This is a genomic window from Streptomyces nymphaeiformis (genome assembly GCF_014203895.1).
Classification (GTDB): domain Bacteria; phylum Actinomycetota; class Actinomycetes; order Streptomycetales; family Streptomycetaceae; genus Streptomyces; species Streptomyces nymphaeiformis.
The window spans coordinates 221,487-246,752 of the sequence record NZ_JACHJY010000001.1; the positions used below are offsets into that span (position 1 = coordinate 221,487).

Annotated in this window: 22 protein-coding genes; 8 read left to right on the forward strand and 14 right to left on the reverse strand. The window is 70.8% G+C overall.

What is annotated here, in order from left to right:
• Positions 1 to 167: 167 nt before the first annotated feature.
• On the forward strand, positions 168 to 1,799 hold the full coding sequence (locus GGE06_RS00985) for a beta-N-acetylhexosaminidase (RefSeq protein ID WP_312882989.1): 1,632 nt from the start codon (positions 168 to 170) through the stop codon (positions 1,797 to 1,799).
• 68 nt (positions 1,800 to 1,867) lie between these two features.
• On the opposite strand, the gene GGE06_RS00990 is transcribed toward GGE06_RS00985, so the two are convergent.
• The gene (locus tag GGE06_RS00990; protein WP_116160846.1) at positions 1,868 to 2,410 is read right to left on the reverse strand and encodes a hypothetical protein; all 543 of its coding nucleotides are present in this window, start codon (positions 2,408 to 2,410) and stop codon (positions 1,868 to 1,870) included.
• A gap of 214 nt (positions 2,411 to 2,624) precedes the next feature.
• Between GGE06_RS00990 and GGE06_RS00995 the strand changes: the two genes are divergently transcribed.
• Entirely contained in the window at positions 2,625 to 2,936 is a 312-nt protein-coding gene (locus tag GGE06_RS00995; protein ID WP_184929819.1) for an antibiotic biosynthesis monooxygenase family protein, read from the forward strand.
• A 63-nt stretch (positions 2,937 to 2,999) separates the two neighbouring features.
• Here the strand turns inward: GGE06_RS00995 and GGE06_RS01000 are convergent, their stop codons facing one another.
• The 5 genes from GGE06_RS01000 to GGE06_RS01020 form a co-directional block, all read right to left on the reverse strand.
• Entirely contained in the window at positions 3,000 to 4,769 is a 1,770-nt protein-coding gene (locus tag GGE06_RS01000; protein ID WP_116160848.1) for an IucA/IucC family protein, read from the reverse strand.
• Positions 4,766 to 5,296: a GNAT family N-acetyltransferase gene (locus GGE06_RS01005; protein WP_116160849.1), complete on the reverse strand. Its 531-nt coding sequence runs from the start codon at positions 5,294 to 5,296 to the stop codon at positions 4,766 to 4,768. The genes GGE06_RS01000 and GGE06_RS01005 overlap by 4 nt, the downstream gene beginning before the upstream one ends.
• Positions 5,293 to 6,564, reverse strand: coding sequence for a lysine N(6)-hydroxylase/L-ornithine N(5)-oxygenase family protein (locus GGE06_RS01010; protein WP_116160850.1), 1,272 nt, complete (start codon positions 6,562 to 6,564; stop codon positions 5,293 to 5,295). The genes GGE06_RS01005 and GGE06_RS01010 overlap by 4 nt, the downstream gene beginning before the upstream one ends.
• Positions 6,545 to 8,029: a pyridoxal phosphate-dependent decarboxylase family protein gene (locus GGE06_RS01015; protein ID WP_116160851.1), complete on the reverse strand. Its 1,485-nt coding sequence runs from the start codon at positions 8,027 to 8,029 to the stop codon at positions 6,545 to 6,547. Before GGE06_RS01015 ends, GGE06_RS01010 begins: the two co-directional genes overlap by 20 nt.
• Positions 8,030 to 8,152: 123 nt before the next feature.
• Positions 8,153 to 9,013, reverse strand: a complete 861-nt coding sequence (locus GGE06_RS01020; RefSeq protein WP_184929820.1) for a siderophore-interacting protein — start codon at positions 9,011 to 9,013, stop codon at positions 8,153 to 8,155.
• Between the two features lie 145 nt (positions 9,014 to 9,158).
• On the opposite strand from GGE06_RS01020, the gene GGE06_RS01025 reads away from it, so the two are divergent.
• Genes GGE06_RS01025 through GGE06_RS01035 form a run of 3 tightly spaced genes read left to right on the forward strand, consistent with a single transcriptional unit; the run spans position 9,159 to position 12,383 of the window.
• Entirely contained in the window at positions 9,159 to 11,357 is a 2,199-nt protein-coding gene (locus GGE06_RS01025) for a glycoside hydrolase domain-containing protein (RefSeq protein ID WP_184929821.1), read from the forward strand.
• A gap of 30 nt (positions 11,358 to 11,387) precedes the next feature.
• Entirely contained in the window at positions 11,388 to 11,702 is a 315-nt protein-coding gene (locus GGE06_RS01030) for a hypothetical protein (protein WP_116160854.1), read from the forward strand.
• Between the two features lie 27 nt (positions 11,703 to 11,729).
• Positions 11,730 to 12,383 (forward strand): hypothetical protein, encoded by a 654-nt coding sequence (locus GGE06_RS01035; protein ID WP_116160855.1) that lies wholly within the window; start codon positions 11,730 to 11,732, stop codon positions 12,381 to 12,383.
• 67 nt (positions 12,384 to 12,450) lie between these two features.
• Here the strand turns inward: GGE06_RS01035 and GGE06_RS01040 are convergent, their stop codons facing one another.
• Genes GGE06_RS01040 through GGE06_RS01055 form a run of 4 tightly spaced genes read right to left on the reverse strand, consistent with a single transcriptional unit; the run spans position 12,451 to position 18,099 of the window.
• Positions 12,451 to 13,611: an acyl-CoA dehydrogenase family protein gene (locus GGE06_RS01040; RefSeq protein ID WP_116160856.1), complete on the reverse strand. Its 1,161-nt coding sequence runs from the start codon at positions 13,609 to 13,611 to the stop codon at positions 12,451 to 12,453.
• 8 nt (positions 13,612 to 13,619) lie between these two features.
• The gene (locus GGE06_RS01045) at positions 13,620 to 14,552 is read right to left on the reverse strand and encodes a hydroxymethylglutaryl-CoA lyase (RefSeq protein ID WP_116160857.1); all 933 of its coding nucleotides are present in this window, start codon (positions 14,550 to 14,552) and stop codon (positions 13,620 to 13,622) included.
• The gene (locus GGE06_RS01050) at positions 14,549 to 16,477 is read right to left on the reverse strand and encodes an acetyl/propionyl/methylcrotonyl-CoA carboxylase subunit alpha (RefSeq protein ID WP_116160858.1); all 1,929 of its coding nucleotides are present in this window, start codon (positions 16,475 to 16,477) and stop codon (positions 14,549 to 14,551) included. Before GGE06_RS01050 ends, GGE06_RS01045 begins: the two co-directional genes overlap by 4 nt.
• Positions 16,478 to 16,491: 14 nt before the next feature.
• Positions 16,492 to 18,099, reverse strand: coding sequence for a carboxyl transferase domain-containing protein (locus tag GGE06_RS01055; RefSeq protein WP_184929822.1), 1,608 nt, complete (start codon positions 18,097 to 18,099; stop codon positions 16,492 to 16,494).
• 87 nt (positions 18,100 to 18,186) lie between these two features.
• Between GGE06_RS01055 and GGE06_RS01060 the strand changes: the two genes are divergently transcribed.
• Together GGE06_RS01060 and GGE06_RS01065 are read left to right on the forward strand one after the other, a co-directional pair.
• Positions 18,187 to 18,774 carry an SACE_7040 family transcriptional regulator gene (locus tag GGE06_RS01060; protein ID WP_116160860.1) on the forward strand — a complete coding sequence of 196 codons (588 nt, stop codon included), beginning with the start codon at positions 18,187 to 18,189 and terminating at the stop codon, positions 18,772 to 18,774.
• A 55-nt stretch (positions 18,775 to 18,829) separates the two neighbouring features.
• Positions 18,830 to 19,603 carry a phosphatase gene (locus GGE06_RS01065; protein ID WP_116160861.1) on the forward strand — a complete coding sequence of 258 codons (774 nt, stop codon included), beginning with the start codon at positions 18,830 to 18,832 and terminating at the stop codon, positions 19,601 to 19,603.
• Positions 19,604 to 19,609: 6 nt separating this feature from the next.
• Here the strand turns inward: GGE06_RS01065 and GGE06_RS01070 are convergent, their stop codons facing one another.
• Together GGE06_RS01070 and GGE06_RS01075 are read right to left on the reverse strand one after the other, a co-directional pair.
• Positions 19,610 to 20,548, reverse strand: coding sequence for a cation diffusion facilitator family transporter (locus GGE06_RS01070; RefSeq protein WP_116165522.1), 939 nt, complete (start codon positions 20,546 to 20,548; stop codon positions 19,610 to 19,612).
• Positions 20,549 to 20,567: 19 nt separating this feature from the next.
• A complete protein-coding gene (locus GGE06_RS01075) occupies positions 20,568 to 21,431 on the reverse strand; it encodes an acyl-CoA thioesterase (RefSeq protein WP_116160862.1) in 864 nt (287 codons plus the stop codon).
• 113 nt (positions 21,432 to 21,544) lie between these two features.
• On the opposite strand from GGE06_RS01075, the gene GGE06_RS01080 reads away from it, so the two are divergent.
• The gene (locus tag GGE06_RS01080; protein ID WP_116165523.1) at positions 21,545 to 22,810 is read left to right on the forward strand and encodes an RNA-guided endonuclease InsQ/TnpB family protein; all 1,266 of its coding nucleotides are present in this window, start codon (positions 21,545 to 21,547) and stop codon (positions 22,808 to 22,810) included.
• Here the strand turns inward: GGE06_RS01080 and GGE06_RS01085 are convergent.
• Together GGE06_RS01085 and GGE06_RS01090 are read right to left on the reverse strand one after the other, a co-directional pair.
• Positions 22,785 to 23,942: an acyl-CoA dehydrogenase family protein gene (locus GGE06_RS01085; protein WP_116160863.1), complete on the reverse strand. Its 1,158-nt coding sequence runs from the start codon at positions 23,940 to 23,942 to the stop codon at positions 22,785 to 22,787. The two genes, GGE06_RS01080 and GGE06_RS01085, sit on opposite strands and share 26 nt — an antisense overlap.
• 76 nt (positions 23,943 to 24,018) lie before the next feature.
• The gene (locus GGE06_RS01090) at positions 24,019 to 25,134 is read right to left on the reverse strand and encodes a helix-turn-helix domain-containing protein (protein WP_184929823.1); all 1,116 of its coding nucleotides are present in this window, start codon (positions 25,132 to 25,134) and stop codon (positions 24,019 to 24,021) included.
• Positions 25,135 to 25,266 lie beyond the last annotated feature (132 nt).

The following is a 25,266-nucleotide window of genomic DNA, read 5'->3' on the forward strand; positions in this document are numbered from 1 at the left end:
TCCTGCCCGATTTCGGGCAAGAGGGCCGTGGTTCACCCGTCCTTCCGGTCCGTTGGTCCAGACCTTGACCCCGGGTGAGTGGAGCGGTACGCATGGCGACCGAGGGGATATACAGAACGACGGACGTGTCGATCACCCGAATCGATCACCTGAAGGGGAGCCCGCCTGTGAGCCAGCGTCGAACGATTCCGCGCCTGATCGGATCCCTGCTCCTGTTCGCCACCGCCGGAGTCGGCTGCGGAGAGGCCGCCGCCACCGCCGACGGCAAGGCGCCCGGCAGAGCCGCCGCCGAACCCGAGGTCCGCCCGCTCGGCCGCATCGTGCCCGTACCCGCCTCCGTCACCCCCGGGGGCGAGCCCTACACCCTCACCCCCGCCACCCGCATCGGCATCGACGAGACCTCCCGCGAGTCCCGGGACCTCGGCCGCTACCTCGCCGGGCTCCTCCGCCCCGCCACCGGCTTCCCGCTGCCCGTCGTCGACGACCGCGCCGCCGGCCGCGGCATCCGGCTCCGCCTCGACCCCGACGAGACCGCCCTCGGCGACGAGGGCTACCGGCTCGTCTCCGCCCCCGACGGCCTCACCCTCACCGCCCGCGAACCCGCCGGCCTCTTCCACGGCGTCCAGACCCTCCGCCAGCAGCTCCCCTCCGCCGTCGAACGCAAGAGCGTCCAGCCGGGCCCCTGGAAGATCGCCGGCGGCACCGTCACCGACACCCCGCGCTACGCCTACCGGGGCGCCATGCTCGACGTCGCCCGCCACTTCTTCACCGTCGACGAGGTCAAGCGGTACATCGACCAGCTCGCCCTCTACAAGGTCAACACCCTCCACCTCCACCTCTCCGACGACCAGGGCTGGCGCATCGCCGTCGACTCCTGGCCCCGGCTCACCACCCACGGCGGCTCCACCGAGGTCGGCGGCGGCCCCGGCGGCTTCTACACCAAGGCCCAGTACCGGGAGATCGTCGAGTACGCCGCCTCCCGCTACCAGGAGGTGATCCCCGAGATCGACATGCCGGGCCACACCAACGCGGCCCTCGCCTCCTACGCCGACCTCACCTGCGACGGCGTCGCCCCGCCCCTCTACACCGGCACCAAGGTCGGCTTCAGCTCCCTGTGCGTGCCCAAGCCCGTCACGTACGACTTCGTGGACGACGTGATCCGCGAGATCGCCGCGCTCACCCCGGGCCGCTACCTCCACATCGGCGGCGACGAGGCCCACTCCACGAGCCACGCCGACTACGTGGCCTTCATGGACAAGGTGCAGCCGATCGTCGCCAAGTACGGCAAGACCGTCGTCGGCTGGCACCAGCTGACCGGCGCGACCCCCGCGAAGGGCGCACTCGTCCAGTACTGGGGCCTCGACCGCACGCCGGCGGAGGAGAAGGAGCGCGTCGCGGCAGCCGCCCGCAACGGCACCGGACTGATCCTGTCGCCCGCCGACCGCACGTACCTCGACATGAAGTACACGAAGGAGACCCCGCTGGGCCTGGCCTGGGCGGGCTACGTCGAGGTCCAGCGCTCGTACGACTGGAACCCGGCCACCTACCTCCCCGGCGCCCCGGAGAGCGCCGTCCGCGGCGTCGAGGCCCCCCTCTGGACCGAGACCCTCGCCTCGACCGGCGACCTCGACGTCATGGCCTTCCCCCGCCTCCCCGGCATCGCCGAACTCGGCTGGTCCCCGGCGGCCAGCCACGACTGGGACACCTACAAGGTCCGCCTCGCCGAACAGGCCCCCCGCCTGGACGCCCTCGGCATCACGTACCACCGCTCACCGCAGGTGCCCTGGCCGGCGGAGTAGCCGCCGTCTCCCCCGTCGGACCCCGCGCACGCTGCGGGGCCCCACGGGGGAGCGGAGGAGACGGCCGGTCAGCAGAGGACGTAGATGCAGTAGTGCTCGCTGCTCTCGACGAAGCAGTACGTCACGCCGTTCTCGGTGATCTCGTAATCGTTGCAGCCCGGATCGGCGCGGAAGACGGAGGACTCACCACCCTGGCAGGGGTGGTCCTTCGCGCCGGACCGCCCGGCGTCCGGACGGTGCCGCACGATGAGGGGCGGCGGCGCAGCGGGGGCGGCGGAGGAACGGAGGCCTGCGGTGTCCGACGCGCGGACCCGGCGGAAGGACTCGACGGTCACGAACGCGTCCGCCGACACCGCGAAGTCGTAGACCTCGTCACCATCCGTCCTGCGGCGGCCCGTTGCGGTCCGGGAGAGGATGGCCGACTCGTCCACCCAGAGGATCGGGTGGCCGTCGCAGGGGCACGGATCCGTCACGCAGACGCACGACTGGATCGGCACCTGGCCGAGCCGGCGGAGCGGATGGTCGTCGGAGACCTCCAGCGGCACACCGGTCACGGTCGTCGTGGTCGCCTGGGTGAAGGCTCTCGTTCTGGCGCTTTCGTAGCTGGCCATGGTGACTCCTGGTGAATTCGGCACGGGGCGGAGCCACGGAAGACCGGTCGCCCGGACGGTTCACTGCCGAATCGATGGGGGATTCCCCTGGAACGCGGCCTTGTCGGGCCACCACTTCACGGTAGCGCGGGGCCGTGCCGCCTGCCTCCCCGGTCCGGTGCGCAGGCAACTCCGGAGTCCGGCGCGTAGCGTGGAGGAGAAGGAGATGAGGGTGATGACCGGACAGGTATTGAGCGAGGTCAGCGCCGTCGTCGCCCCCGAGCGTGAAGCCGACCTCGTGGCGGCCTACCGCCAGCTCGTGGCCCGGCCCCTGCCGGACGGGCTGGTGCGGACCGAGCTGCTGGGCGGGCAGGACGGACGCTGGCGCATCCAGTCGTTGTGGCGGGACCGCGAGGCGCTGGACGCCGTGCGCGCCGCCCCGGGCGGCCCGGCGGCGCCCCGGCTCTTCCTTGACGTCGGCGCCGACCCCGCACTGGCGGTGTTCGACGTCAGGGTCCACCGCGTCGCGCCGGCCCCACCGGTCTGATCACGGACGGATGCGAGCCCCGGCGGAGGACCGTACTCCGCCGGGGCCCGCACGTATGCGGGGTCAGGCGAACCGCGCGATCGGGTTCACCAGGTCGCCCACCAGCTGGAGGGCCGCCGACGGGTCCGCCAGGTCCACCATCTGCTTGTTGTTGCGGAGCTGGAGGCGGTTGAGGGCGGAGAGGGCGAAGGTCTCCGCGAACAGGTCGTACCGCGCGAACTTCTCCGCCAGTTCCGGCTTCGACCGCTGGTAGTCGCGTACGCACTCGGCGACCGTGCGCCAGAAGTCGTCCTCGGACAGCACGCCCTCCGCCGCCAGCGTCGCGCCCAGGAAGCGGAAGAAGCAGTCGAAGACGTCCGTGAAGACGGAGAGGACCTTCATGTCCTCCGGGACCTCCGCGCGGATGCGCTCCACCGCCGGCGGGAGGACCGCCGTCGGGTCCATCACGCAGATCTCCTCCGCGATGTCCTTGAAGACCGCCCGGTCCACCGCGCCCCGCTCGTCGAGCACCAGGATCACGTTCTCGCCGTGCGGCATGTACACCAGGTCGTACGCGTAGAAGCTGTGCAGGACCGGGAGGAGGTACGCGTCCAGGTAGCGGCGCAGCCACACCGCCGGCTCCTCGCCCGACTCCTTGACCAGCGCGCCCGCGAACGACGCGCCCGTGTGGTCCAGGTGCAGCAGCGACGCCATCGTCGCCAGGCGCTCGCCCTCCGCCAGGCGCGGCACCGGGGACTCGCGCCACAGGGCCGCCAGCATCTTCCGGTACGGCGAGTAGCGGTCCGTCGCGGCCTCGTACTCCAGGTGCCGGTAGCCGACCGCCGCCCGCTCGCGGATGATCGAGAAGCGGGCCGCCGCGAAGACCTCGTCGGAGTCGATGAGCCGTGCCAGCCAGTCGTTGATCGCCGGCGTGGCCTCCATGTACGCCGCCGAAAGCCCCCGCATGAAGCCCATGTTGAGGACGGACAGGGCCGTCTTCACGTAGTGCTTGGCCGGGTCCGTCGTGTTGAAGAAGGTGCGGATCGACTGCTGCGCCAGGTACGTGTCGTCGCCCTCGCCCAGGTACACCAGGCGCTCCTGCGCCACCTCGGCGGCGAAGGTGACGGACAGCTTGTTCCACCACTGCCAGGGGTGGGCCGGGATGAGGAGGTAGTCCGACAGGTCCAGGCCCCGGGCCGCGAGGGTCGCCGCGAAGGCGTCCACCGTCGCCTCGCCCAGTTCCGCGCGGATGAAGCCGTCGTACTCGATGTCCGCCCCGGCCGTGAACGTCGCGCGGTCGCGGTGGGCCGCGAGCCAGATCAGGCGGATCCCGCTCGCCGCCTCCGGGGCGTACGCCCGGTACTCGTCGACGCCGAAGCCCAGCCGGCCGTTGTTGGCGACGAAGCAGGGGTGGCCCTCGGTCATCCCGGTCTCGATCGCCTGGAAGCCGGCGCGGGCCAGTTCGGCGGAGGTCACGGGCGGTTTGGTCGCCTTGTAGGCCGTGCCGGCCAGGGTGGAGGAGATCTCCTCCAGGTAGACCGGGAGGATCTCGTCGCTCAGACCGAGGGAGGAGCGCAGTTCGATGATGAACTGCAGTGCATCCAGGGGGAGTTGTTCGTCCCCCCGGTGGCGGCTGATCGAGTCCGGGTACACCTGCCAGTGGTCGAGCGCGAAGCGGTCGGCGGTGAAGCGGTACTCGGTCGTGCCGTCGTCGCTGAGGACCTGGTAGCGGCTCTCGCCCAGTTCCTTCGGGTCGAGCAGCCGCTCGTGGGCGAACTCGGCGAGACCCTTGCGGATCAGGGCCCGGTTGGCGGCGGCCCAGCGCTCGGGGGTGAGGTGTGCGACGGGGTTCATATCGAGGCTCCCACGGCGGTCTCGAACTGGGCGCGGGTGCAGAAGCTCAGCAGGGCCTTCTTCTCCGGCTTCTGGATCTCCCGCTCGGGCACGAAGCCGACGGCCTCGTTGAGCGCGTGCACCGCCTCGTTGCGGACGTCCGGCTCGACGACCACGCGGGCGGTCGCCGGGTCGGCGAACAGCTCCGCCATGACGGCGGTGATGACGGTACGCGTGAAGCCGTGGACCGGGGTGTCGGTCGGCGCGACCAGGAAGTGCATGCCCACGTCGCCGGGCTGCGGCTCGTAAAGCCCGACCAGCTCGACCCGCGCGGGGTCGTACCGCTCCATCAGGAAGGCCGGCGCGCCGTCGACGAGGCCGATGAAGGCGTCGTGGTGCGGGTGCGCGGCGATCGCCATGTACTCGCGCTCGACGTCCTGGAGCTTGGCGTCCTGCATCATCCAGAACGCGGCCTTGGGGTGGGTGACCCAGGGATGGATCAGCTCGGCGTCCGCGAGGGGGTCGAGCGGGCGGATGTCGATGCTCATGCGGCGAACTCCTGGAACGCGATGGTCTTCTCTACCGGGTAGTACTCCGACCCCAGCATCTCCCCGATGATGTACGCGTTGCGGTACGGGCCCATCCCCAGGTCCGGCGAGGTGATCGAGTGCGTGTGCACGCCGGCGTTCTGGAGGAAGATCCCGCGGCCGGTGGTGTCGATCGCGTAGTTGCGGGCCACGTCGAAGCGGCCCCGGCCGTCGAAGCGGATGCGGTCCTCGACCGGCTTCAGGAAGGCCGGGACGGTGTACTTGTAGCCGGTCGCGAGGATCAGGCCCTCGGTCTCGACCGTGAAGTCCTTCTCCTGCTCCTCCTGGCGGAAGCCGAGCGTGTACGTGCCCGTCGCGGAGTCGTACGCGGCCGAGCCCAGCGACGAGTTGGTGAGCAGGCGCGTGGGGACCGGGCCGTCGAGGTTCTTCTGGTAGAGCAGGTCGAAGATCGCGTCGATGAGCTCGCCGTCGATGCCCTTGAAGAGGCCCTTCTGCTCCGTCTCCAGGCGGTAGCGGGTCTGCTCGGGCAGGCCGTGGAAGTAGTCCACGTACTCCGGGGAGGTCATCTCCAGGGTGAGCTTGGTGTATTCGAGGGGGAAGAAGCGGGGGGAGCGGGTCACCCAGTTCAGGCGGTAGCCGTGGACGTCGATCTCGCTCAGGAGGTCGTAGTAGATCTCGGCGGCGCTCTGGCCGCTGCCGACCAGGGTGATCGACTTCTTCTTCTGGAGCTCCTCCTTGTGCGGGAGGTAGCGCGAGTTGTGGATGAGGTCGCCGCCGAGGCCCTCGCAGGTCTCCGGGATGTACGGCGGGGTGCCGGTGCCGAGGACGATCCGCTGCGAACGGAACGTTTCTCCGGAGGTCGTGGTCACCACGTAGAGCTCTTCCGCCGCGTCGTACGCGACCGAGGCGACCGTCGTCGAGAAGCGGATCGACGTCAGTTTCGCGGCCGCCCAGCGGCAGTAGTCGTTGTACTCGGTCCGCAGCGGGTAGAAGTTCTCGCGGATGTAGAACGAGTACAGCCGGCCCTTCTCCTTCAGGTAGTTGAGGAAGGAGTACGGCGAGGTCGGGTCCGCGAGGGTGACCAGGTCCGACATGAACGGGGTCTGCAGGTGGGCGCCTTCGAGGAACATCCCCGAGTGCCACTCGAAGTCCGGCTTCGACTCCAGGAAGACGCCGTTCAGTTCGGCGATCGGCTCGGTCAGGCAGGCGAGTCCGAGGTTGAACGGACCGAGTCCGATGCCGATGAAATCAAGAGGCTGCGTGGACAAGGGTCTCTCCCAGGTACTGCTCGGCGTGGCCGGCGATGAGGTCGAGGACTGCGGCGATGTCGGCCGGCGTCGTCTCGGGGTTGAGCAGGGTGAACTTGAGGTACTGGCGGCCGTCGACCTTGGTGCCGGCGACGACGGCCTCGCCGGAGGCGAAGAGCGCCTTGCGGGCGTGGAGGTTGGCCCGGTCGATCTCGGCGGGGGAGGTGGCGGCCTCCGGGACGTAGCGGTAGACGAGGGTGGAGAGCTGCGGCTCGACCACGACGTCGTAGCGGGGATCGGCGGCGAGCAGCTCGAAGCCCTCCCGCGCCAGGTCGCAGACCTCGTCGAAGAGCTCCCCGACGCCGTCGGCGCCCATCACGCGCAGGGTCATCCACAGCTTGAGCGCGTCGAAGCGGCGGGTGGTCTGGAGGGACTTGTCGACCTGGTTGGGGATCTGCTCGGCGAGCGTCGAGGGGGTCCCCCCTGCTCGAGCGGAGCCGAGAGCTTGGGGGAGCGGGTTGAGGTAGTCCGCGTGGTACGTCGCGTGGCGCAGGGTGGCGCCGTCGCGGACCAGGACGGCGGAGGAACTCACCGGCTGGAAGAAGGACTTGTGGTAGTCGACGGTGACCGAGTCGGCGCGCTCGATGCCGTCCAGGAGGTGGCGGCGGGTCGGGGAGGCGAGCAGTCCGCAGCCGTACGCGGCGTCGACGTGCATCCAGGCGCCGTACTCGGCGGCCAGGGCGGCGATCTCGGGCAGCGGGTCGATGGAGCCGAAGTCGGTGGTGCCGGCGGTGGCGACGATCGCCATCGGGATCAGGCCCTCGGCGCGGCAGGCCTCCAGCTCGGCGGCGAGGACGACGGACTGCATCCGCTTGGTCCGGTCGACGGGGACGGAGACGACGGCGTCGCGGCCGAGGCCGAGCAGCCGGGCCGACTTCTGGACGCTGAAGTGGCTGCACTCGGAGGAGAAGATCCGCAGCTTCGTCAGGTCGGTGGTGCCGGCCTCCTCGCGGGCGAGGAGCAGCGCCTGGAGGTTGGACTGCGTGCCGCCGCTGGTGAAGACGCCGTCGGCGAGCGGGCCGAGGCCGATCCGGCCGGCGGTCCAGTCGATCAGTTTCCGCTCGATGAGGGTGCCGCCGGCGCTCTGGTCCCAGGTGTCGAGCGAGGAGTTGACGGCCGAGAGGACGGCCTCGCCGAGGACGGCGGGGATGACCACGGGGCAGTTGAGGTGTCCGAGGTACCGGGGGTGGTGGAAGTAGACGGCGTCGCGGAGGTAGACGCTCTCCAGCTCGTCGAGGGCGGCGGAGGCGTCGCCGAGCGGCCGGTCGAGGTCGACGGCGTCGACGACGGGGGTCAGGTCGGCGGGCGTGACGCCGGTGAACGGGCTCCGCGTCGTGGCGAGTTTCCTCGCCACCCGCTCCACTCCTTCGGTGACGGAGCGCCGGTAGCTCTCCGCCGTCGTGTCGTTGAGCAGGTGGGAACGCATGTGGGGCCCTTCCGGGGAGCGGACTCGGTCGGCTTAAGTAAGGTTAGCCTAACCTAATTTCGACCACGGAAAAGCCCCCCGACTCCGATGAGTCGAGGGGCGGTCGGCGCATGGCCGAAAACCTCAGGCGGCTGCCTCTGTCTCTTCCGTGTCCTCCGGCACCTCGCGCAGGGCGTCCTCGGACAGGCCCTTGCGCCAGTAGCCGACGAACGTGACCCGGCGGCGGTCGAGCCCCCGCTCCCGTACGAAGTGGCGGCGCAGCGCCTTCACCGAGCCCGACTCGCCCGCGATCCACACGTACGGGTTCTCGCCGGGCAGTTCGGCGTCCGCGACGGCCTCGACGCCGGACGGCGCCCCCTCCTCCCGTACGAGCCAGGTGACCGTCGCGTCCGCCTCGGTCGCGAGCTCCGTCCGGTCGCCGGAGTACGGCACTTCGAGGAAGACCCGGGCGCGGGTCTCGGCCGGCAGCCACTCCAGGATCGCGGAGGCGGCGGGCAGGGCGGTCTCGTCGGCCCAGATCAGTACGGAGTCGGCGTCCTCGGGCAGCTGGAAGCGGACGCCCGTGTTGGCGGCGACCGCCGGGCCCAGGACCACGACCCGGTCGCCGGGCTCGGCGCGGCCGGCCCAGCGGCAGGCGGGACCCCCGTCCTCGTGGAGGGCGAAGTCGATGTCGACCTCGCCCACGGGCTCGGTGCGCTGCTCGCGGACGGTGTACGAGCGCATCACGGCCCGCTCGTCGTCGGGCATCGCGCGCCAGGCGCCCAGGATCGCGTACATGTCGGGGTTGTCGAGCGGCGGCAGGACGGGCGCCTCCTGGCCGGGGTGCGGCAGGAAGAGGGAGAGCGACTGGTCGCGGCCCCCGGCGGCGAAGTCCTTCAGGTCCTCCCCGGTGAAGGTGATCCGGACCAGGGACGGGCCGAGGCGCCGCGTCCGGTCGACCCGGAGGGAGAAGAACTGGAAAGGGGCGGTCTCGGCGTGAGTCATGAAAGGGAAGGTTAGCCTAACCTCATATTGATCACTAGTGGATCATCCGGCTAAGGTTCGGCTGTTTCGGGAGAGGTGGGGGCTCCTCGTTTAGGCGACGGCGTGACGCCTCTCCGCGTGCGTTGCCTTAGAACGAAGGAGATTCATGGCTGACGCGATGGTCGAGAGGGCCCAGCGCTTCATCAACTCGACCTACAACAACGGGGCGATGCTGGGCATATCCAAGCTGGACGAGGACGGCAAGACCGGCTGGACGGTCATGTACGCCCTCACCCGGGCCCTCCAGTACGAGATGGGCCTCACCAGCCTCTCGAACTCCTTCGGGCCCACCACACTGTCCACGCTGCAGTCGAAGTACCCGAGCCTCAACGCCTCCACGATGCCGTCGGCGAACTTCTGCCGCATCATCCAGTCCGCCCTGTACTGCAAGGGCTACGACGGCGGCGAGATCGACGGCACCTACAACAGCCGGGTCCAGAGCGCCGTGGCGCAGCTCAAGCTCCACATGGGCGTGGACGGCGCCTACCCGGGCACGTCCCTGGAGCCGAAGGTCGTCAAGGGCCTGCTCAACATGGACGCGTACGTCAGCACCGCCGGCGCCAACGAGCAGATCCGCACCGTCCAGCGGTGGCTGAACGCCCGGTACGTGAACCGCCGGGACTTCTACATCATCCCCTGCGACGGCCACCACTCCCGCGACGTCGCGAAGTCCATGCTGTTCGCCATCCAGTACGAGCTGGGCATGGCCGACGGCGTCGCCAACGGCAACTTCGGCCCCGGCACCCAGTCCGGCCTGAAGTCCCACACCGTCGGCCAGGGCAACAGCAGCACCTGGGCGTACCTGTTCACGGCCGCGATGGTCCTGAACAAGCGCAACGTCCTCTTCGGCGAGTTCACCGGCGGGGTCCAGAGCGAGGTCGAGACCTTCCAGGCCTTCTCCATGCTGCCGGTCACCGGAGTCGGCGACTACGCCACCTGGTCCTCGCTGCTCGTCTCGTACGGCGACCAGACCCGCAAGGGCAGCGCCTGCGACTGCGTCACCAAGATCACGCCGGAGCGCGCCCAGACCCTCGTCAACGCGGGCTACACGTACGTCGGCCGGTACCTCTACAACCCCTCGAAGACCAGCCTGCCGGAGAAGCAGATCCAGCCGGGCGAGCTGGAGACGATCAAGAACTACGGGCTGCGCTGCTTCCCGATCTACCAGACGTTCTCCGACTCGGCGAGCTACTTCAAGTACGGACAGGGCTGCGTCGACGCGACCAACGCCGTCGAATGGGCCAAGGCGCACGGCTTCAAGTCGGGCTCGATCATCTACTTCGCCGTCGACTACGACGCCATGGACGGCGAGGTCACCGACTACATCCTCCCGCACTTCCGCGGCATCTCCCGGACCGTCACCGAGAACTCGGGCTACCGGGTCGGCGTCTACGGCCCGCGCAACATCTGCCAGCGCGTCACCGACGCCGGGTACGCCGAGACCGCCTTCGTCTCCGACATGTCGGCCGGCTTCTCCGGAAACCTCGGCTACCCGCTGCCGACCAAGTGGGCCTTCGACCAGATCTCCACGATCACGGTCGGCTCCGGCACCGGAGCCATCAACATCGACAACGACATGGCCTCCGGCCGGGACCAGGGCCAGAACGACTTCGACCCGCCCGCCGGCATCGTCTCCGGCCTGGACAGGGACCTCGACCAGGCCAAGTACCGGGCGCCCCTGCTCGCGGACGTCCAGTCGTACCTCACCTCCATCGGCGTCCCGGAGACCGGCGGCGAGGGCTGGACCGCGGACGGCGACTGGGTCACGTACGGCGCCGTCACCACCACCGAGGCGTTCAACCACGTCATGGACGCCGACTACCTGTTCACCAACCTCGCCAGGACGCTCAAGATCCGCAAGGCGCTCATCCAGGCCCCCGTCCTGTGGGAGCTGCGCAAGCTGAACGCGCTCGACGCGATCGCCGACGAGGCCGTCAAGGCCGGCCTCAAGGACGACTGCAGCACCGGCTGGGGCCAGATCTTCGCCTGGGTCACCATCCAGGCCCGCAACTACTGCATCCAGCAGGGCTACCTCAACGCGAGCCCGCTGACCAGCGCCGACCTGAAGTCGGTCTGGGACCAGCTCCAGGACCCCGAGTACAACATCCGGTCCGTCGCGTACCTCACGATGTTCAACTCCTACCAGCTGGGCATCCCCTCGCCGTCGCTGACCACCAGCCTCGCCGACACGCAGGCGCTGCTCGCCCGCTACAACGGCACCGGCGACAAGGCGGAGCAGTACGGGCGCGAGCTCGTCGGCCTCTACCAGGTCCTGGAGAACTACAACGCCCTGAGCCGCGCCTAGCGGCCCCCACCGATCGCGAAGAATGGACGCATGAGGAAGCTGCTCGCGCCCGCCGGGGTGAACCTGCTGCTCGGCGTGCCCGGAATCGTTCCGTACTTCCTGGTCTGGTACGTCCTGGCCAACGGGCCGCTCGCCGCCCTCGGGTGGACGACGCAGGACCCGAACGAGAACGACGGCATGCTGCTCTGGCTGGTCGTCCTCGTACCGGTCCTCGGGATCTACGGCCTCGTCTGGGGCCTGGTGAACGTGCGCCTCGCGCGCCGGACACCCGCCCCGAGGGCCGCGTACTGGACGGTGTGCGCGGCGGCCTCCCTGGCGCCCTTCCTGGCGATCGGGCTGTTCTGACGAAGACTTGAGAGGAGAACGAAGCACATGCAGCAGAAGATGACGCGGCGTACGGTCGTGCGGACCGCCGCCGTCGTGGGCGCGGCCGCCGCCCTCGGCCCGGTCCTGTCCGCCACCGCCACGGCCGCGCCCGGCACCGGCGCCGCCACGGCCGCCGTCGCGGGGGGCCGCAGGCCCAAGCGTCCGGCGACGTCCGCGAACGGCTGGACGATCCAGGCCAACGTCGACCGCGACTCCCAGGTGTGGACCCGCTCGGTGTCCGGCGCCGGACTCTCCGTGCCGGTGTGGATCGGCGACGTCGAGACCGTCCTGCTCCACGTGGTGCGCCGCTTCCACTACGAGGTCGAGGAGCTGCACGCCGGTGACCTCGCCGGCTGGCGCCCCGCCAAGGAGGTGCGCCGCCGCCACCCCGAGTCGAACCTCGCGTCCGGCACGGCCGTGCGGATCCGCCAGGGGGCCGGCGCGCACGGCTCGCTGTTCCCGCTCCAGATCGACACGATCCGCGCCATCCTCGCGGAGTGCGACGGGGTGGTCCGGTGGGGCGGTGACGACAAGCCCGTGGACGAGTCGCTGTTCTACATCGTCGTCGGTCCGCTCGACCCGCGGCTCGCGGACCTCGCGGCCCGGATCCGCGAGTGGAACGCCACGCCGGGTCGGGGCGCGGGTGTGACCGTGGCCTGATCAGGCACCCTGACACAGCAGAAGGGGCGCGCGGCTCAGGCCGCGCGCCCCTTTCGTGTGCTCCGGGTCAGGCCGGCAGGCCCAGCTCGCGGGCGATCAGCATCCGCTGGACCTCGCTGGTGCCCTCGCCGATCTCCAGGATCTTCGAGTCGCGCCACATGCGGGCCACCGGGTACTCGTTCATGAAGCCGTAGCCGCCGTGGATCTGGGTCGCCTCGCGGGCGTTGTCCACGGCCACCGTGGAGGAGTACAGCTTCGCGATCGCCGCCTCCTTCTTGAACGACTCGCCGAGCACGAGCCGCGAGGCCGCGTCCCGCCAGCCGATCCGGGCCATGTGCGCCTTCATCTCCATGTCGGCGATCTTGAACTGGACGGCCTGGTAGGTGCTGATCGGCGAGCCGAAGGCGTGACGTTCCTTCGCGTACTTCACCGACTCGTCCACACAGCCCTGCGCGAGACCCGTCGCGAGCGCCGCGATCGCGACCCGGCCCTCGTCCAGGATCCGCAGGAACTGCGCGTACCCGCGGCCCTCCTCGCCGAGCAGGTTCTCCACCGGGACGCGGACGTCGTCGAAGGAGAGCTCACGGGTGTCCGAGGCGTTCCAGCCGACCTTCGAGTACGGGGCGGCGACCGTGAAGCCCGGGGTGCCGGACGGGACGATGATCGAGGAGATCAGCGGACGGCCGTCGGGCTTGCGGCCGGTGACCGCCGTGACCGTCACCAGACCCGTGATGTCCGTACCGGAGTTGGTGATGAAGCACTTCGAGCCGTTGATGACCCAGTGGTCGCCGTCGCGGACGGCGGTGGTGCGGGTGCCGCCCGCGTCACTGCCCGCCCCCGGCTCGGTCAGGCCGAACGCGCCGAGCATCTCGCCGGCGCACAGCTTCGGCAGCCACGCGCGCTTCTGCTCCTCCGTACCGAAGCGGTAGACCGGCATGGCGCCGAGCGAGACGCCGGCCTCCAGGGTGATGGCCACGGAGGAGTCGACGCGGGCCAGCTCCTCCAGGGCGATCCCGAGGGCCAGGTAGTCGCCGCCCATGCCGCCGTACTCCTCGGGGAACGGCAGCCCGAACAGGCCCATGCGGCCCATCTCGCGGACGATCTCGTACGGGAACTCGTGCCGCTCGTAGTAGTCGCCGATCTTCGGCGCCACGACGTCGTGGGCGAACTCCTCGACGGTACGGCGGAGTTCCTCGTGCTCTTCGGTGAGCCGGTGGTCGAGGGACATGTCTTTCGTCACTCCTTGTGGGAGAGGGCGCGGACGGTACGGGAGGGGCTGGGCCGGCCCAGCTGTTCGGCCATCCACACGCTCGTGGCGGTGAGGGCGGCCAGATCGACCCCGGTCTCGATGCCGAGGCCGTCGAGCATCCACACGAGGTCCTCGGTGGCGAGATTGCCGGTCGCGCTCTTCGCGTACGGGCATCCGCCGAGGCCGCCCGCGGAGGCGTCGACGGTGGTCACCCCGTGCCGCAGGGCGGCCAGGGTGTTGGACAGGGCCTGCCCGTACGTGTCGTGGAAGTGCACGGCGATACGGGAGGTGGGGACGCCGGCCTCGTTCAGGGCGGTCAGCAGCGCCTGGACGTGGCCCGGCGTCGCGACGCCGATGGTGTCCCCGAGGCTCAGCTCGTCGCAGCCCATGTCGGCGAGGGCCTTGGTGACCCGCACGACCTGCTCGACGGGGACGGCGCCCTCCCAGGGATCGCCGAAGCACATCGACAGATAGCCGCGCACCTTCAGCCCGGACTCTATGGCCCGGGTGACGGTCGGCTCGAACATCGCGAGCGCCTCGTCGACGGTCCGGTTCAGGTTGGCCTTCGCGAAGGACTCGGTCGCCGAGGCGAACACGGCGACCTCGCGGGCGCCGAGCGCGAGGGCCCGGTCGAGCCCGCGCTCGTTCGGCACGAGCACGGGGAGCCGGACGGGGAGGTCCCGAACCCGCGGGAACAGCTCCTCCGCGTCGGCGAGCTGCGGCACCCACTTCGGGTGCACGAAGCTCGTCGCCTCGATGGTCGTCAGACCGGCGGCGGCGAGCCGCCGCACGAACTCGGCCTTCACGTCGGTCGGGACGGCCGTCTTCTCGTTCTGCAGCCCGTCCCGGGCACCGACCTCGTGGATCCGCACCCGGGCGGGCAGGGCGGGGTCCGACACGGTCATCGGCAGTCCGCTCATGCCGCTTCCTCCTCCTCGCGGGGCGTGACCACGGCCAGGATCTGGTCCATGGCGACGGTGGTTCCGGGCGTGACGTCCAGCTCGGTGACGGTGCCGGCGTGCGGGGCGGAGATGACGTGCTCCATCTTCATCGCCTCGACGACGAGCAGACTCTGCCCGGCCTCCACCTCGTCCCCGACGGCCACCTTCACGACGGTGACGGTCCCGGGCATGGGCGCGGCGAGCGTGTCGGCCCCTCCGTGCCGGGCCCCGGACAGGGCGGCCTCGACGGGGTCGTGGTCCAGGACGTGCCAGGAGTCGCCGTCCCGGCCGAGCCAGGACCCGGCGCGGTGGAAGTGGTGGGTGATCCCGTCCACGGTCACGGTCACGGTGGTGTCCGTGACCCGGGCCCCGGCGGGGGCCTCCACCGTCTCGGGTTCGAGTCCCGGTACCCGGAACGGGAAGGCGAGCGGCTTCGGGGCGCCGCCGAGGCGGAAGCCGTTCGGCACCGAGAACGGATCCGTCCAGCCGTCCCGGGGCGTCGGGGCCAGCTCCGCGCGCCGCACGGCCGCCGCCGCCGCGTACACCTCCGCCGGCACCGACCCGTCGATCAGGCTCTCGGCGTCCCGCTCCACCAGGCCGGTGTCCATGGCCCCCGACACCACGTCCGGGTGGGCCAGGAGGCGGCGGAGGAAGCCCGCGTTCGTCGGGACGCCCAGGGTGACCAGGTCGGCGAGCGCGGCGCGGAGCTTGCGGAGGGCCGTCGGGCGGTCGGCCGCGTGGACGATGACCTTCGACAGCATCGGGTCGTAGAGGGACGAGACCTCCGTGCCCTCCGAGAGGCCCGAGTCCGTGCGGACGCCGTTGCCCTGCGGCTCGTTCAGGGCGAGGACCGTGCCGCCCGACGGGAGGAAGCCCCGCGAGGGGTCCTCCGCGCAGATGCGGGCCTCGATCGCCCAGCCGTCCAGGCGGACGTCGTCCTGCGCGAACGGCAGCGCCTCGCCCGCCGCGACCCGCAGCTGCCACTCCACCAGGTCCAGGCCCGTGATGAGCTCCGTGACCGGGTGCTCGACCTGGAGGCGGGTGTTCATCTCCATGAAGTAGTACGCGGACGGGTCGCCGCCCGGGACGATGAACTCGACCGTGCCCGCGCCGACGTAGCCGCAGGACCGGGCCGCCTCGACCGCCGCCGCGCCCATCGCCGCGCGGGTCGCCTCGTCGAGGAGGACGCTCGGCGCCTCCTCGATGATCTTCTGGTGGCGGCGCTGGAGCGAGCACTCGCGCTCGCCGAGGTGCACCACGTTCCCGTGGGTGTCCGCCAGGACCTGGATCTCGATGTGCCGGGGCCGGTCGATCCACCGCTCCACGAGCAGCGTGTCGTCGCCGAACGACGCCCGTGCCTCCCGGCGGGCCGCCGCGATCTCCTCGTCCAGGACCGCCAGGTCCCGCACGAGGCGCATGCCCTTGCCGCCGCCGCCCGCGCTGGGCTTCAGCAGGACGGGCGCGCCCAGTTCACGGGCCGCGGCGGCGATCTCCGGGTCGGCCGCGCCGGGCACGACCGGGACGCCCGCCGCCTTCACGGTCTCCTTCGCCCGGATCTTGTCGCCCATGAGGGCGATCGCCTCGGCGGAGGGCCCGATGAAGACGAGGCCCGCGTCCGCGCAGGCCTGCGCGAAGCCCGCGTTCTCCGCGAGGAAGCCGTACCCGGGGTGGACGGCCTGCGCCCCGGTCCGCTTCGCCGCGTCGAGCAGTGCGGGGACGGACAGGTACGACTCGGCGGCCGGCGGCGGACCGATCCGTACCGCCGTGTCCGCCTCCCGTACGTGACGGGCGTCGGCGTCCGCGTCGCTGTAGACGGCCACCGAGCGCACGCCCATCTCCCGCAGGGTGCGGATGACGCGGACGGCGATCTCGCCCCGGTTGGCCACAAGGACGGTGTCGAACATGTTCCGAGAACCCCTCACATCCGGAAGACGCCGAACTGGGGGTCACCCAGGGGCGCGTTGGCACAGGCGGTCAGGGCGAGGCCGAGGACCTGCCGGGTCTCCATCGGGTCGATGACCCCGTCGTCCCACAGCCGGGCACTCGCGTAGTAGGCGCTGCCCTGCGTCTCGTACTGCTCGCGGATCGGGGCCTTGAAGGCCTCTTCCTCCTCGGCGCTCCATCCGTCGCCGAGCTGGTCGCGCTTGACGGTCGCGAGGACGGACGCGGCCTGCTCGCCGCCCATGACCGAGATCTTGGCGTTGGGCCACATCCACAGGAAGCGGGGGGAGTACGCCCGGCCGCACATCGAGTAGTTGCCCGCGCCGTACGAACCGCCGACGACGACCGTCAGCTTCGGCACCCGGGTGGTGGCCACGGCCGTGACCATCTTGGCGCCGTGCTTGGCGATGCCGCCGTGCTCGTACGCCTTGCCGACCATGAAGCCGGTGATGTTCTGCAGGAAGACGAGCGGGATCCCGCGCTGGTCGCACAGCTCGATGAAGTGCGCGCCCTTCTGGGCGGACTCGGCGAACAGGATGCCGTTGTTGGCGACGATGCCCACCGGGTGGCCGTGGATCCGGGCGAAGCCGGTGACCAGCGTCTGCCCGTACTCGGACTTGAACTCCTGGAAGCGGGAGCCGTCCACGACCCGGGCGATCACCTCGCGCACGTCGTACGGGGTGCGGGAGTCCACCGGCACCGCGCCGTACAGCCCGTACGGGTCGACCTTCGGCTCCTCGGCCGGCTCGACCTTCCAGGGCAGCGGGCCGCGCTCGGGGAGCGTGGCGACGATGTTCCGGACGATGCGCAGCGCGTGCGCGTCGTCCTCCGCGAGGTGGTCGGTGACGCCGGAGATCCGCGAGTGGACCTCGCCGCCACCGAGCTCCTCGGCCGTCACGACCTCGCCGGTCGCCGCCTTCACCAGCGGCGGACCGCCCAGGAAGATCGTGCCCTGGTTCCGCACGATCACGGCCTCGTCGCTCATCGCCGGGACGTACGCGCCGCCGGCCGTGCACGAGCCCATGACGGCCGCGATCTGCGGGATGCCGGCGCCGGACATGCGGGCCTGGTTGTAGAAGATCCGGCCGAAGTGCTCCCGGTCGGGGAAGACCTCGTCCTGCATCGGCAGGAAGGCGCCGCCCGAGTCGACCAGGTAGAGGCAGGGGAGACGGTTCTCCAGTGCCACCTCCTGGGCGCGCAGGTGCTTCTTCACCGTCATCGGGTAGTACGTGCCGCCCTTGACGGTCGCGTCGTTCGCGACGATCACGCACTCGCGCCCGGAGACCCGGCCGATGCCCGCGATGACGCCGGCCGCGGGGGCCTGGTCGCCGTACATGCCGTTGGCCGCCAGCGGGGCCAGCTCCAGGAACGGCGAGCCCGGGTCGAGCAGCGTGTCCACCCGGTCCCGGGGCAGCAGCTTGCCGCGCGCGGTGTGCCGGGCCCTGGACTTCTCGCCGCCGCCCAGCGCGGCGGCCGCGAGCTTGGCGCGCAGGGTCGCGGCCAGCTCGTGATGGGCCGCCTCGTTGGCCTGCCAGGCCGGCGAGGCGGGATCCGCCGCACTCGACAGCACGGGTGCCTGCTGCATCGACCGATCTCCCTTGTCCGGTTAATGAGCGTTAACGTATGACGCCAAGGTTAACGACCGCTAACCGGGTTGTCTAGAATCGATTGCATGACCACGAGCCCGACGCGGATCGACGCGCCGACCCGACGCGAGCAGATCCTCAAGGAAGCCGCCCGCCTCTTCGCCGAGCGCGGCTTCCACGGCGTCGGCGTGGACGAGATAGGGGCCGCCGTCGGCATCAGCGGCCCCGGCCTCTACCGCCACTTCCCCGGGAAGGACGCGATGCTCGCCGAGCTGCTCGTCGGCATCAGCGAGCGGCTGCTCGACGGGGGACGGCTGCGGGCCGAGGAGTCCGACGGGGACGCGCGCGCCCTGCTCGGCTCCCTCATCGACGGGCACATCGACTTCGCCCTCGACGACCGGCCGCTGATCACCCTCCACGACCGCGAGCTCGACCGGCTCAAGGACGAGGACCGCAAGCGGGTGCGGCAGCTCCAGCGGCAGTACGTCGAACTGTGGGTCGCGGTCGTCCGAGAGCTGTACCCCGACGCGGGGGAGTCGGAGTCCCGCACGGCCGTCCACGCCGTCTTCGGCCTCCTGAACTCCACCCCGCACCTGGCGGCGCTCGGCCGCCGGCCGATGGAGGACCTGCTGCGGCGCCTGGCGCACGGGGCGTTCGGCGCGCTGGGCGCGTAGTCCAGAGCTCGGAATAGTTGTCCCCGGGCTCCGGCGCTCCGTCAGAATGATCCCCATGCCGATACTCAGCCGCCCCGCCCTCGTCGAGCACCTCGTCCGCACCCGGATCGCGGGAGACGTCGCCACCCCGCGCGACAACAACCTCTCCCACTACCGCAAGCTCGCCAACGGCGACCGGCACTACTGGCTGGGCCTCGAACTCGGTGACCGCTGGACCGACGAGCAGGACGTGCTCGCCGTCATGGCCGAGCGGTGCGGGGTCGTCGACGACCCCGCCCACCGGGTCGGCCAGGACACCATCGACCCGGAACTCACCGTCGACGGCCTCGACCGGATGGCCGCCCGCCTCCGCAAGGCCGCCGCGGGCCGCGAGCGGGTCCTCTTCGCGACCGGGCACCCCGGCTCGCTCATCGACGTCCACAGCCGGGTCGCCGCCGCGCTGCGGGCCCAGGGCTGCGACATCGTGCGGATCCCCGGCGGGCTCGTCGCCGACGAGGGGTACGTCGTGCAGTTCGCCGACGTCGCCGTCTTCGAACGCGGCGCGAGCCTGTGGCACACGCACTCCCCGGAGCCGATGAACGCCATCCTCGACGCGCTCGGGGAGTCCGGCCGCCCGGACCTGGTGATCGCGGACCACGGGTGGGCGGGCCGCGCGGGCCAGCGGGGCATCGACTCCGTCGGCTACGCCGACTGCAACGACCCCGCCCTCTTCATCGGCGAGGCCGAGGGCACGGTGCAGGTCGCGATCCCCCTGGACGACCACGTCCTGGACCCGCGCTTCTACGAACCGCTGACGGAGTACACGCTGAACGCGGCGGGGCTCGCCTGAGCCCCGTCAGGGGGCGGCCCGGCGCTGTTCCACCCCCGGCGTCGGGTCCAGGTACACCCGGCGGATCGACGGGAAGCGTTCCCTGAGCTGCGACTCCGCGTCCTCGCACGCCCATTCCACCTGCCCGGCCGACGCCACGTCGCGGAAGTCGATCTTCGCCGCGACCAGGACCTCGCCGGGGCCCTGGATCAGGGTGATCAGGTCGAGGACGTCGATGACGTGGGGGACGGAGAGGAGTTCCTCGCGGATCTCGGAGCGCATCGCGCGCGGTACCGGGCGGCCGACGAGGAGTTCGGCGTTGGAGCGGCCGAGCACCCAGGCCACGTACACGAGCAGGACGCCGATGAGGATCGACGCGACGCCGTCCCAGACGCCGGAGCCGGTGATCTGGCCGCCCAGGAGGCCGCCCGCCGCCAGCAGGAGGCCGACCAGGGCCGCCGAGTCCTCCATGACCACCGCCTTGACGATGGTGTCGGCGGTCAGCCGCAGGTAGCGCGCGAAGGGGGCCTTCATGCGGTCCGCCTCCGCCCTGACCTGCCGCACTCCCGTGCGGAGCGAGAAGGCCTCCAGGACGAAGGCGATGCCGAGGACGACGTACGAGGCCGTCGGGTCGCCGAGCTCCTCGCCGTGGGTGAGCGTGTGGACGCCGTCGTAGACCGAGAAGACCGCGCCGCCCACGAAGGTGGCGACCGCCGCCAGCATCGCCCAGACGTAGCGCTCGCCCGCGTATCCGACCGGGTGGTCCTCGTCGGCCGGCTTCCCGCTCCGCTTGAGGGCGGTGAGCAGCATCGCCTCGGTGACGGTGTCGGCGACCGAGTGGGCGGCCTCCGAGAGCATGGCGCTGGAGCCGCTGACGATGCCCGCGACGGCCTTGGCGACGGCGATCCCGAGGTTCGCCGCCGCCGCCACGATCACCGTGAAGGTGCTCTCTCCCTGTTCCGCCATGCCCGGACGGTATGTCCCGTCATCGGCGCGGGACGCGAACGACACCCTCCTGGATGACGGAGATCGCCAGGCGCCCGTCCTGCGTGTAGATCCGGGCCTGGCCGAGGCCGCGCCCGCCGGACGCGGTCGGCGACTCCTGGTCGTACAGGAGCCATTCGTCGGCCCGGAAGGGGCGGTGGAACCACATCGCGTGGTCCAGCGAGGCCCCCACGACGTCGCCGACGGCCCAGCCGCCCCGCCCGTGGGCGAGGAGCACCGAGTCGAGCAGCGTCATGTCGGAGACGTACGTGGCCAGGACGACGTGCAGGAGCGGGTCGTCGGCCAGCTTGCCGTTCGTGCGGAACCACACCTGGGAGCGCGGTTCGCGCGGTTCCCCGACCGAGCCCCACGGGGGCGTCTCCGCGTAGCGGAGGTCGACCGCGGCGCGCGCCTCGATGAGCCGGTCCGCGACCTCGCGGGGGAGGTGGCGCGGCAGCATCTCGGCCGGCGTCTCCAGCGAGTCCGGGTCCGGGGCGGGCGGCATCTCCACCTGGTGGTCGAGCCCTTCCTCGTACGTCTGGAAGGACGCGGAGAGGTGGAAGATCGGCTGGCCGTGCTGGACGGCCACGACCCGGCGGGTGGTGAAGGAGCGGCCGTCGCGGATGCGGTCGACCGTGTAGACGATCGGCGCGCCGGGGTCGCCGGGGCGCAGGAAGTACGCGTGCAGGGAGTGTGCGAGGCGGTCCTCGGGCACGGTCCGGCCCGCCGCCACCAGCGCCTGGGCGGCCACCTGGCCGCCGAAGACGCGGGGGACGAGCGCGGACCGGGACTCGCCACGGAAGATGTCCCGCTCGATCCGCTCCAGGTCGAGCAGATCGAGCAGGTCGTCCAGTGCGTTGTTCAAGTGAGTTGCCATTCCTTTCGCTTCGGACGGGGCCGCGATGCGTCTCGGTGGCGATGTCTGCCGGTGTGCACATTCCCCTGATTGGGGAGGCGAGTCCAGGTACGATCGTGTGCGTGCAGTTGCGCTACGACTACCGTGTGTACCCGGATGCTTCCCGGTGTCGTGCACTGGCGAGGGCGTTCGGGTGCGCTCGCGTTGTGTGGAATGACTGTCTGCGTGACCGGAAGGAAGCACACGCGGCAGGGCTGCCGTATCCGAAGTCGGCGGACTTGTCTCGGCTGAGAATCACGCAGGCCAAGCGCACCGAGGGTCGTGCCTGGCTTGCCGATGTTTCGGCGGTCGTTCTGCAACAGGCCCTCCGGGACTTGGACATCGCCTACAAGACCTTCTTCGACTTGATCAGGGGGAAACGCAAAGGCCCGAAGGTTGGGCCGCCCCGGTACAAGTCGAAGAAGGACAGTCGGCAGGCCATTCGCCTCAATGCCAATGCCTTCACTGCTTGCGACGGCGGCACGGTGTACGTGGCCAAGGTCGGCCGCATCAAGGTGAAGTGGTCGAGGCCCTTGCCCGCCGTGCCTACGTCCCTGACCGTCATCAGGGACTCCTCGGGGCGGTACTTCATGAGCTTTGTTGTGGATACCAGACCAGATCACCTCCCGGAGTCGGATACCGAAGTCGGCATCGATCTGGGGCTGACCACCTTCGCTGTCCTCTCTGACGGCACTCGCATCAGTTCTCCGAAGTTCTTGCGCCGGGCTGAGAAGAAGCTCAAGCGGTTGCACAAGGACCTGAGTCGGAAGGCGAAAGGGTCGAAGAATCGGGAGAAGGCCCGTATCAAGATCGCCCGTCAGCATGCTCGGGTGGCCGACCGCCGTCGGGATTGGCACCACAAGGCCTCCACGCAGATTATCCGCGACAACCAAGCGGTGTACGTGGAAGACCTCGCCGTGTCCGGTATCGCGCGCACCAGATTGGCCAAGTCCGTGCACGACGCCGGATGGTCGGCGTTTGTTCACATGCTGGAGTACAAGGCTGCCAAGTGCGGCCGGTACTTCGGGAAGATCGGCCGCTTCGAGCCGACTTCCCAGGTCTGTTCCACGTGCGGCGTCAAGGACGGCCCCAAGCCTCTGCATGTCCGTGAGTGGACGTGCAAAGCCTGTGGGGCCGTCCATGACCGCGACGACAACGCTTCCAAGAACACCCTGGCCGCCGGGCGGGCGGACAGGCTAAACGCCTCGCTGAGCGCACGTAAGACCAGAAGGAAACTTCCGGCACGGCGCGATGAAGCAGGAAGCCACCAAGGCGGTCGGGCGACCGCAGTGGGAATCCCCAGCCGTCAGGCTGGGGAGCGCGTCAAAGGCCCATCGACTTGGCGATGATCGACTTCATGATCTCGCTGGTGCCGCCGTAGATGCGGTTGACGCGGTTGTCGGCGTACAGGCGGGCGATCGGGTACTCGTTCATGTAGCCGTAGCCGCCGTGCAGCTGGAGGCAGCGGTCGATGACGCGGTGCGCGACCTCGGTGCAGAAGAGCTTGGCGGAGGCGGCCTCGGCCGGGGTCAGCTCGCCCGCGTCGAGGGCCTCCAGGGCGCGGTCGGCGACGGCCTCGGCGGCGTCGACCTCGGCCTGGCAGGCGGCCAGCTCGAACTTGGTGTTCTGGAAGGAGGCGACCGGCTTGCCGAAGACCGTGCGGTCCGTGACGTACTGCTGGGCGAAGCGGACGGCGGCCTTGGCCTGGGCGTAGGCGCCGAAGGCGATGCCCCAGCGCTCGGAGGCCAGGTTGTGGCCGAGGTAGGAGAAGCCCTTGCCCTCCTCGCCCAGCAGGTCCTCGACGGGGACCTTGACGTCGACGAACGCGAGCTCGGCGGTGTCGGAGGTGCGCAGGCCCAGCTTGTCCAGCTTGCGGCCGATGGAGTAGCCCTCGGACTTGGTGTCGACGGCGAAGAGGGAGATGCCGAAGCGGCGGTCCTCGGCCGACGGGGCGGAGGTGCGGGCGCAGACGATCACGCGGTCGGCGTGGACGCCACCGGTGATGAAGGTCTTGGCGCCGTTGAGGACGTAGTGCGTGCCGTCCTCGGAGAGCTTGGCGGTGGTCTTCATGCCCGCGACGTCGGAGCCGGTGCCCGGCTCGGTCATGGCGAGCGCCCACATCTCCTCGCCGGTGACGAACTTCGGCAGGAAGCGCTTCTTCTGCTCGTCGGTGGCGAGCATCTTGATGTACGGCAGGGCGAGCAGCACGTGGACGCCGGAGCCGCCGAACTGGACGCCCGCGCGCGAGGTCTCCTCGTACAGGACGGCCTCGAACTTGTGGGTGTCCAGGCCCGCGCCGCCGAACTCCTCGGGGACGTTGATGCCGAAGATGCCGAGCTCACCGAGCTTGTCGTAGAACTCGCGCGGCGCCTGGCCCGCGGCGAACCACTCGTCGTAGACGGGGACGACCTCGGCCTCGATGAAGGCGCGGATGGTCTCCCGGAACGCCTCGTGGTCCTCGTCGAATACGGTACGGCGCACGGTGCGACTCCTCCGGGTGTGCGGGCCAGTTGTCTAAGCGCTTGCTCAGTCTGTCGTCTCCGAAGTTACCCAGCGGTCACCCACCCTGTCCAGACTCCTCGCCTGTGATCCAGGTCCGCTCCGCCGAGTCGTACGCGTACACCGGCCTTCCCTTCACCCCGCTCGTCCGGAAGGGCGCCCCCTCCTCGTCCCCGATCCGCACCGTGCCCCGCCGTCCCTCCGAGCTCCACTCCAGCTCCAGGTACCAGCGGCAGTCGCACCCCGCCGTCCGCGCCGAGACCAGCAGCTCCTCCGGCTCGGCGGCGGTGACCGCGTACGGGAAGGAGGCCGCCGGGAGCGTCCGGCCCTCCTCCCCGGAGGCGTCGTACCCGTCCAGCGCCCGTGCCACCGGCCGCGGCCGGTCCAGATCCACCGTGAAACGGCGCGGTGTCACCGCCCCGCCGCACCCCTCGTCCATCCGGTACCCCGCCCATGGCAACGGCGTCCCCCGCTCCACCACGCGCACGTGCAGCCCCTGGAGCACCACCGCCGCCGCTCCCTTCCCCTGCACCGACACCCGCACCAGCGTCTCCCCGCCGTGCACGGCCCCCCGGGCCACCGCCCACCGCCGCGCGTCGGCCGCCACCGGCGGCGGACCGGGCCTCCGCTCCAGGAGGTACGTGTGCCCGCACCCGTTCTGCCAGATGTGCGAGGCGACGGTCCAGGTCAGCGGCGGAGGCGGGACCGGCGGGGCCTCCTGCTCCCGGGACTTCCCGGGGAGGAGTACGACTCCGAGCGTCACCGCCCCGGCGACCGCCAGCGCCCCGCCGACCAGGACCGACCGCCCCCACCGGCGGCGCCCCGGCCCGGACGGGAGGCGCGGCGGGGCGCCCCCGGCCGCGGGCTCCGGCGCCGGTGCGAGCTCGGGTTCCGGCACGGGTTCCGGCTCCGGCACCGGAGGGCGGCGGACGCCGTCCGCGCGGGTCCAGGCCACCTCCAGGGCCCGCCGCTCCTCCTCGTCCGCCTCGCACAGCAGGGCGAGGCGGTCGACCACGGCGAAGTCCTCCGGGACGGTCGCGCCGGAGCAGTAGCGGTGGAGGGTCGACGCGCTGACGCTCAGGCGCCGGCCCAGCGCCTCGTAGCTCCTCCCGTCCCGGTCCTTCAGCGCGCGCACGAGCCGCGCGAACTCCTCGACAGCGGCGTCCTTCGGCATTCCATCCCCCTCGGCCCTGCGTCCCACGCCTCACGTCCTTGCACGTCAGCGGGGGTGGAATGGTTCCGGGACGGGTGGAGGGCGCGTCGCCGTTGTCCGGGGCGGGCGGGGGCCCGACGCTGGTGGGGCACT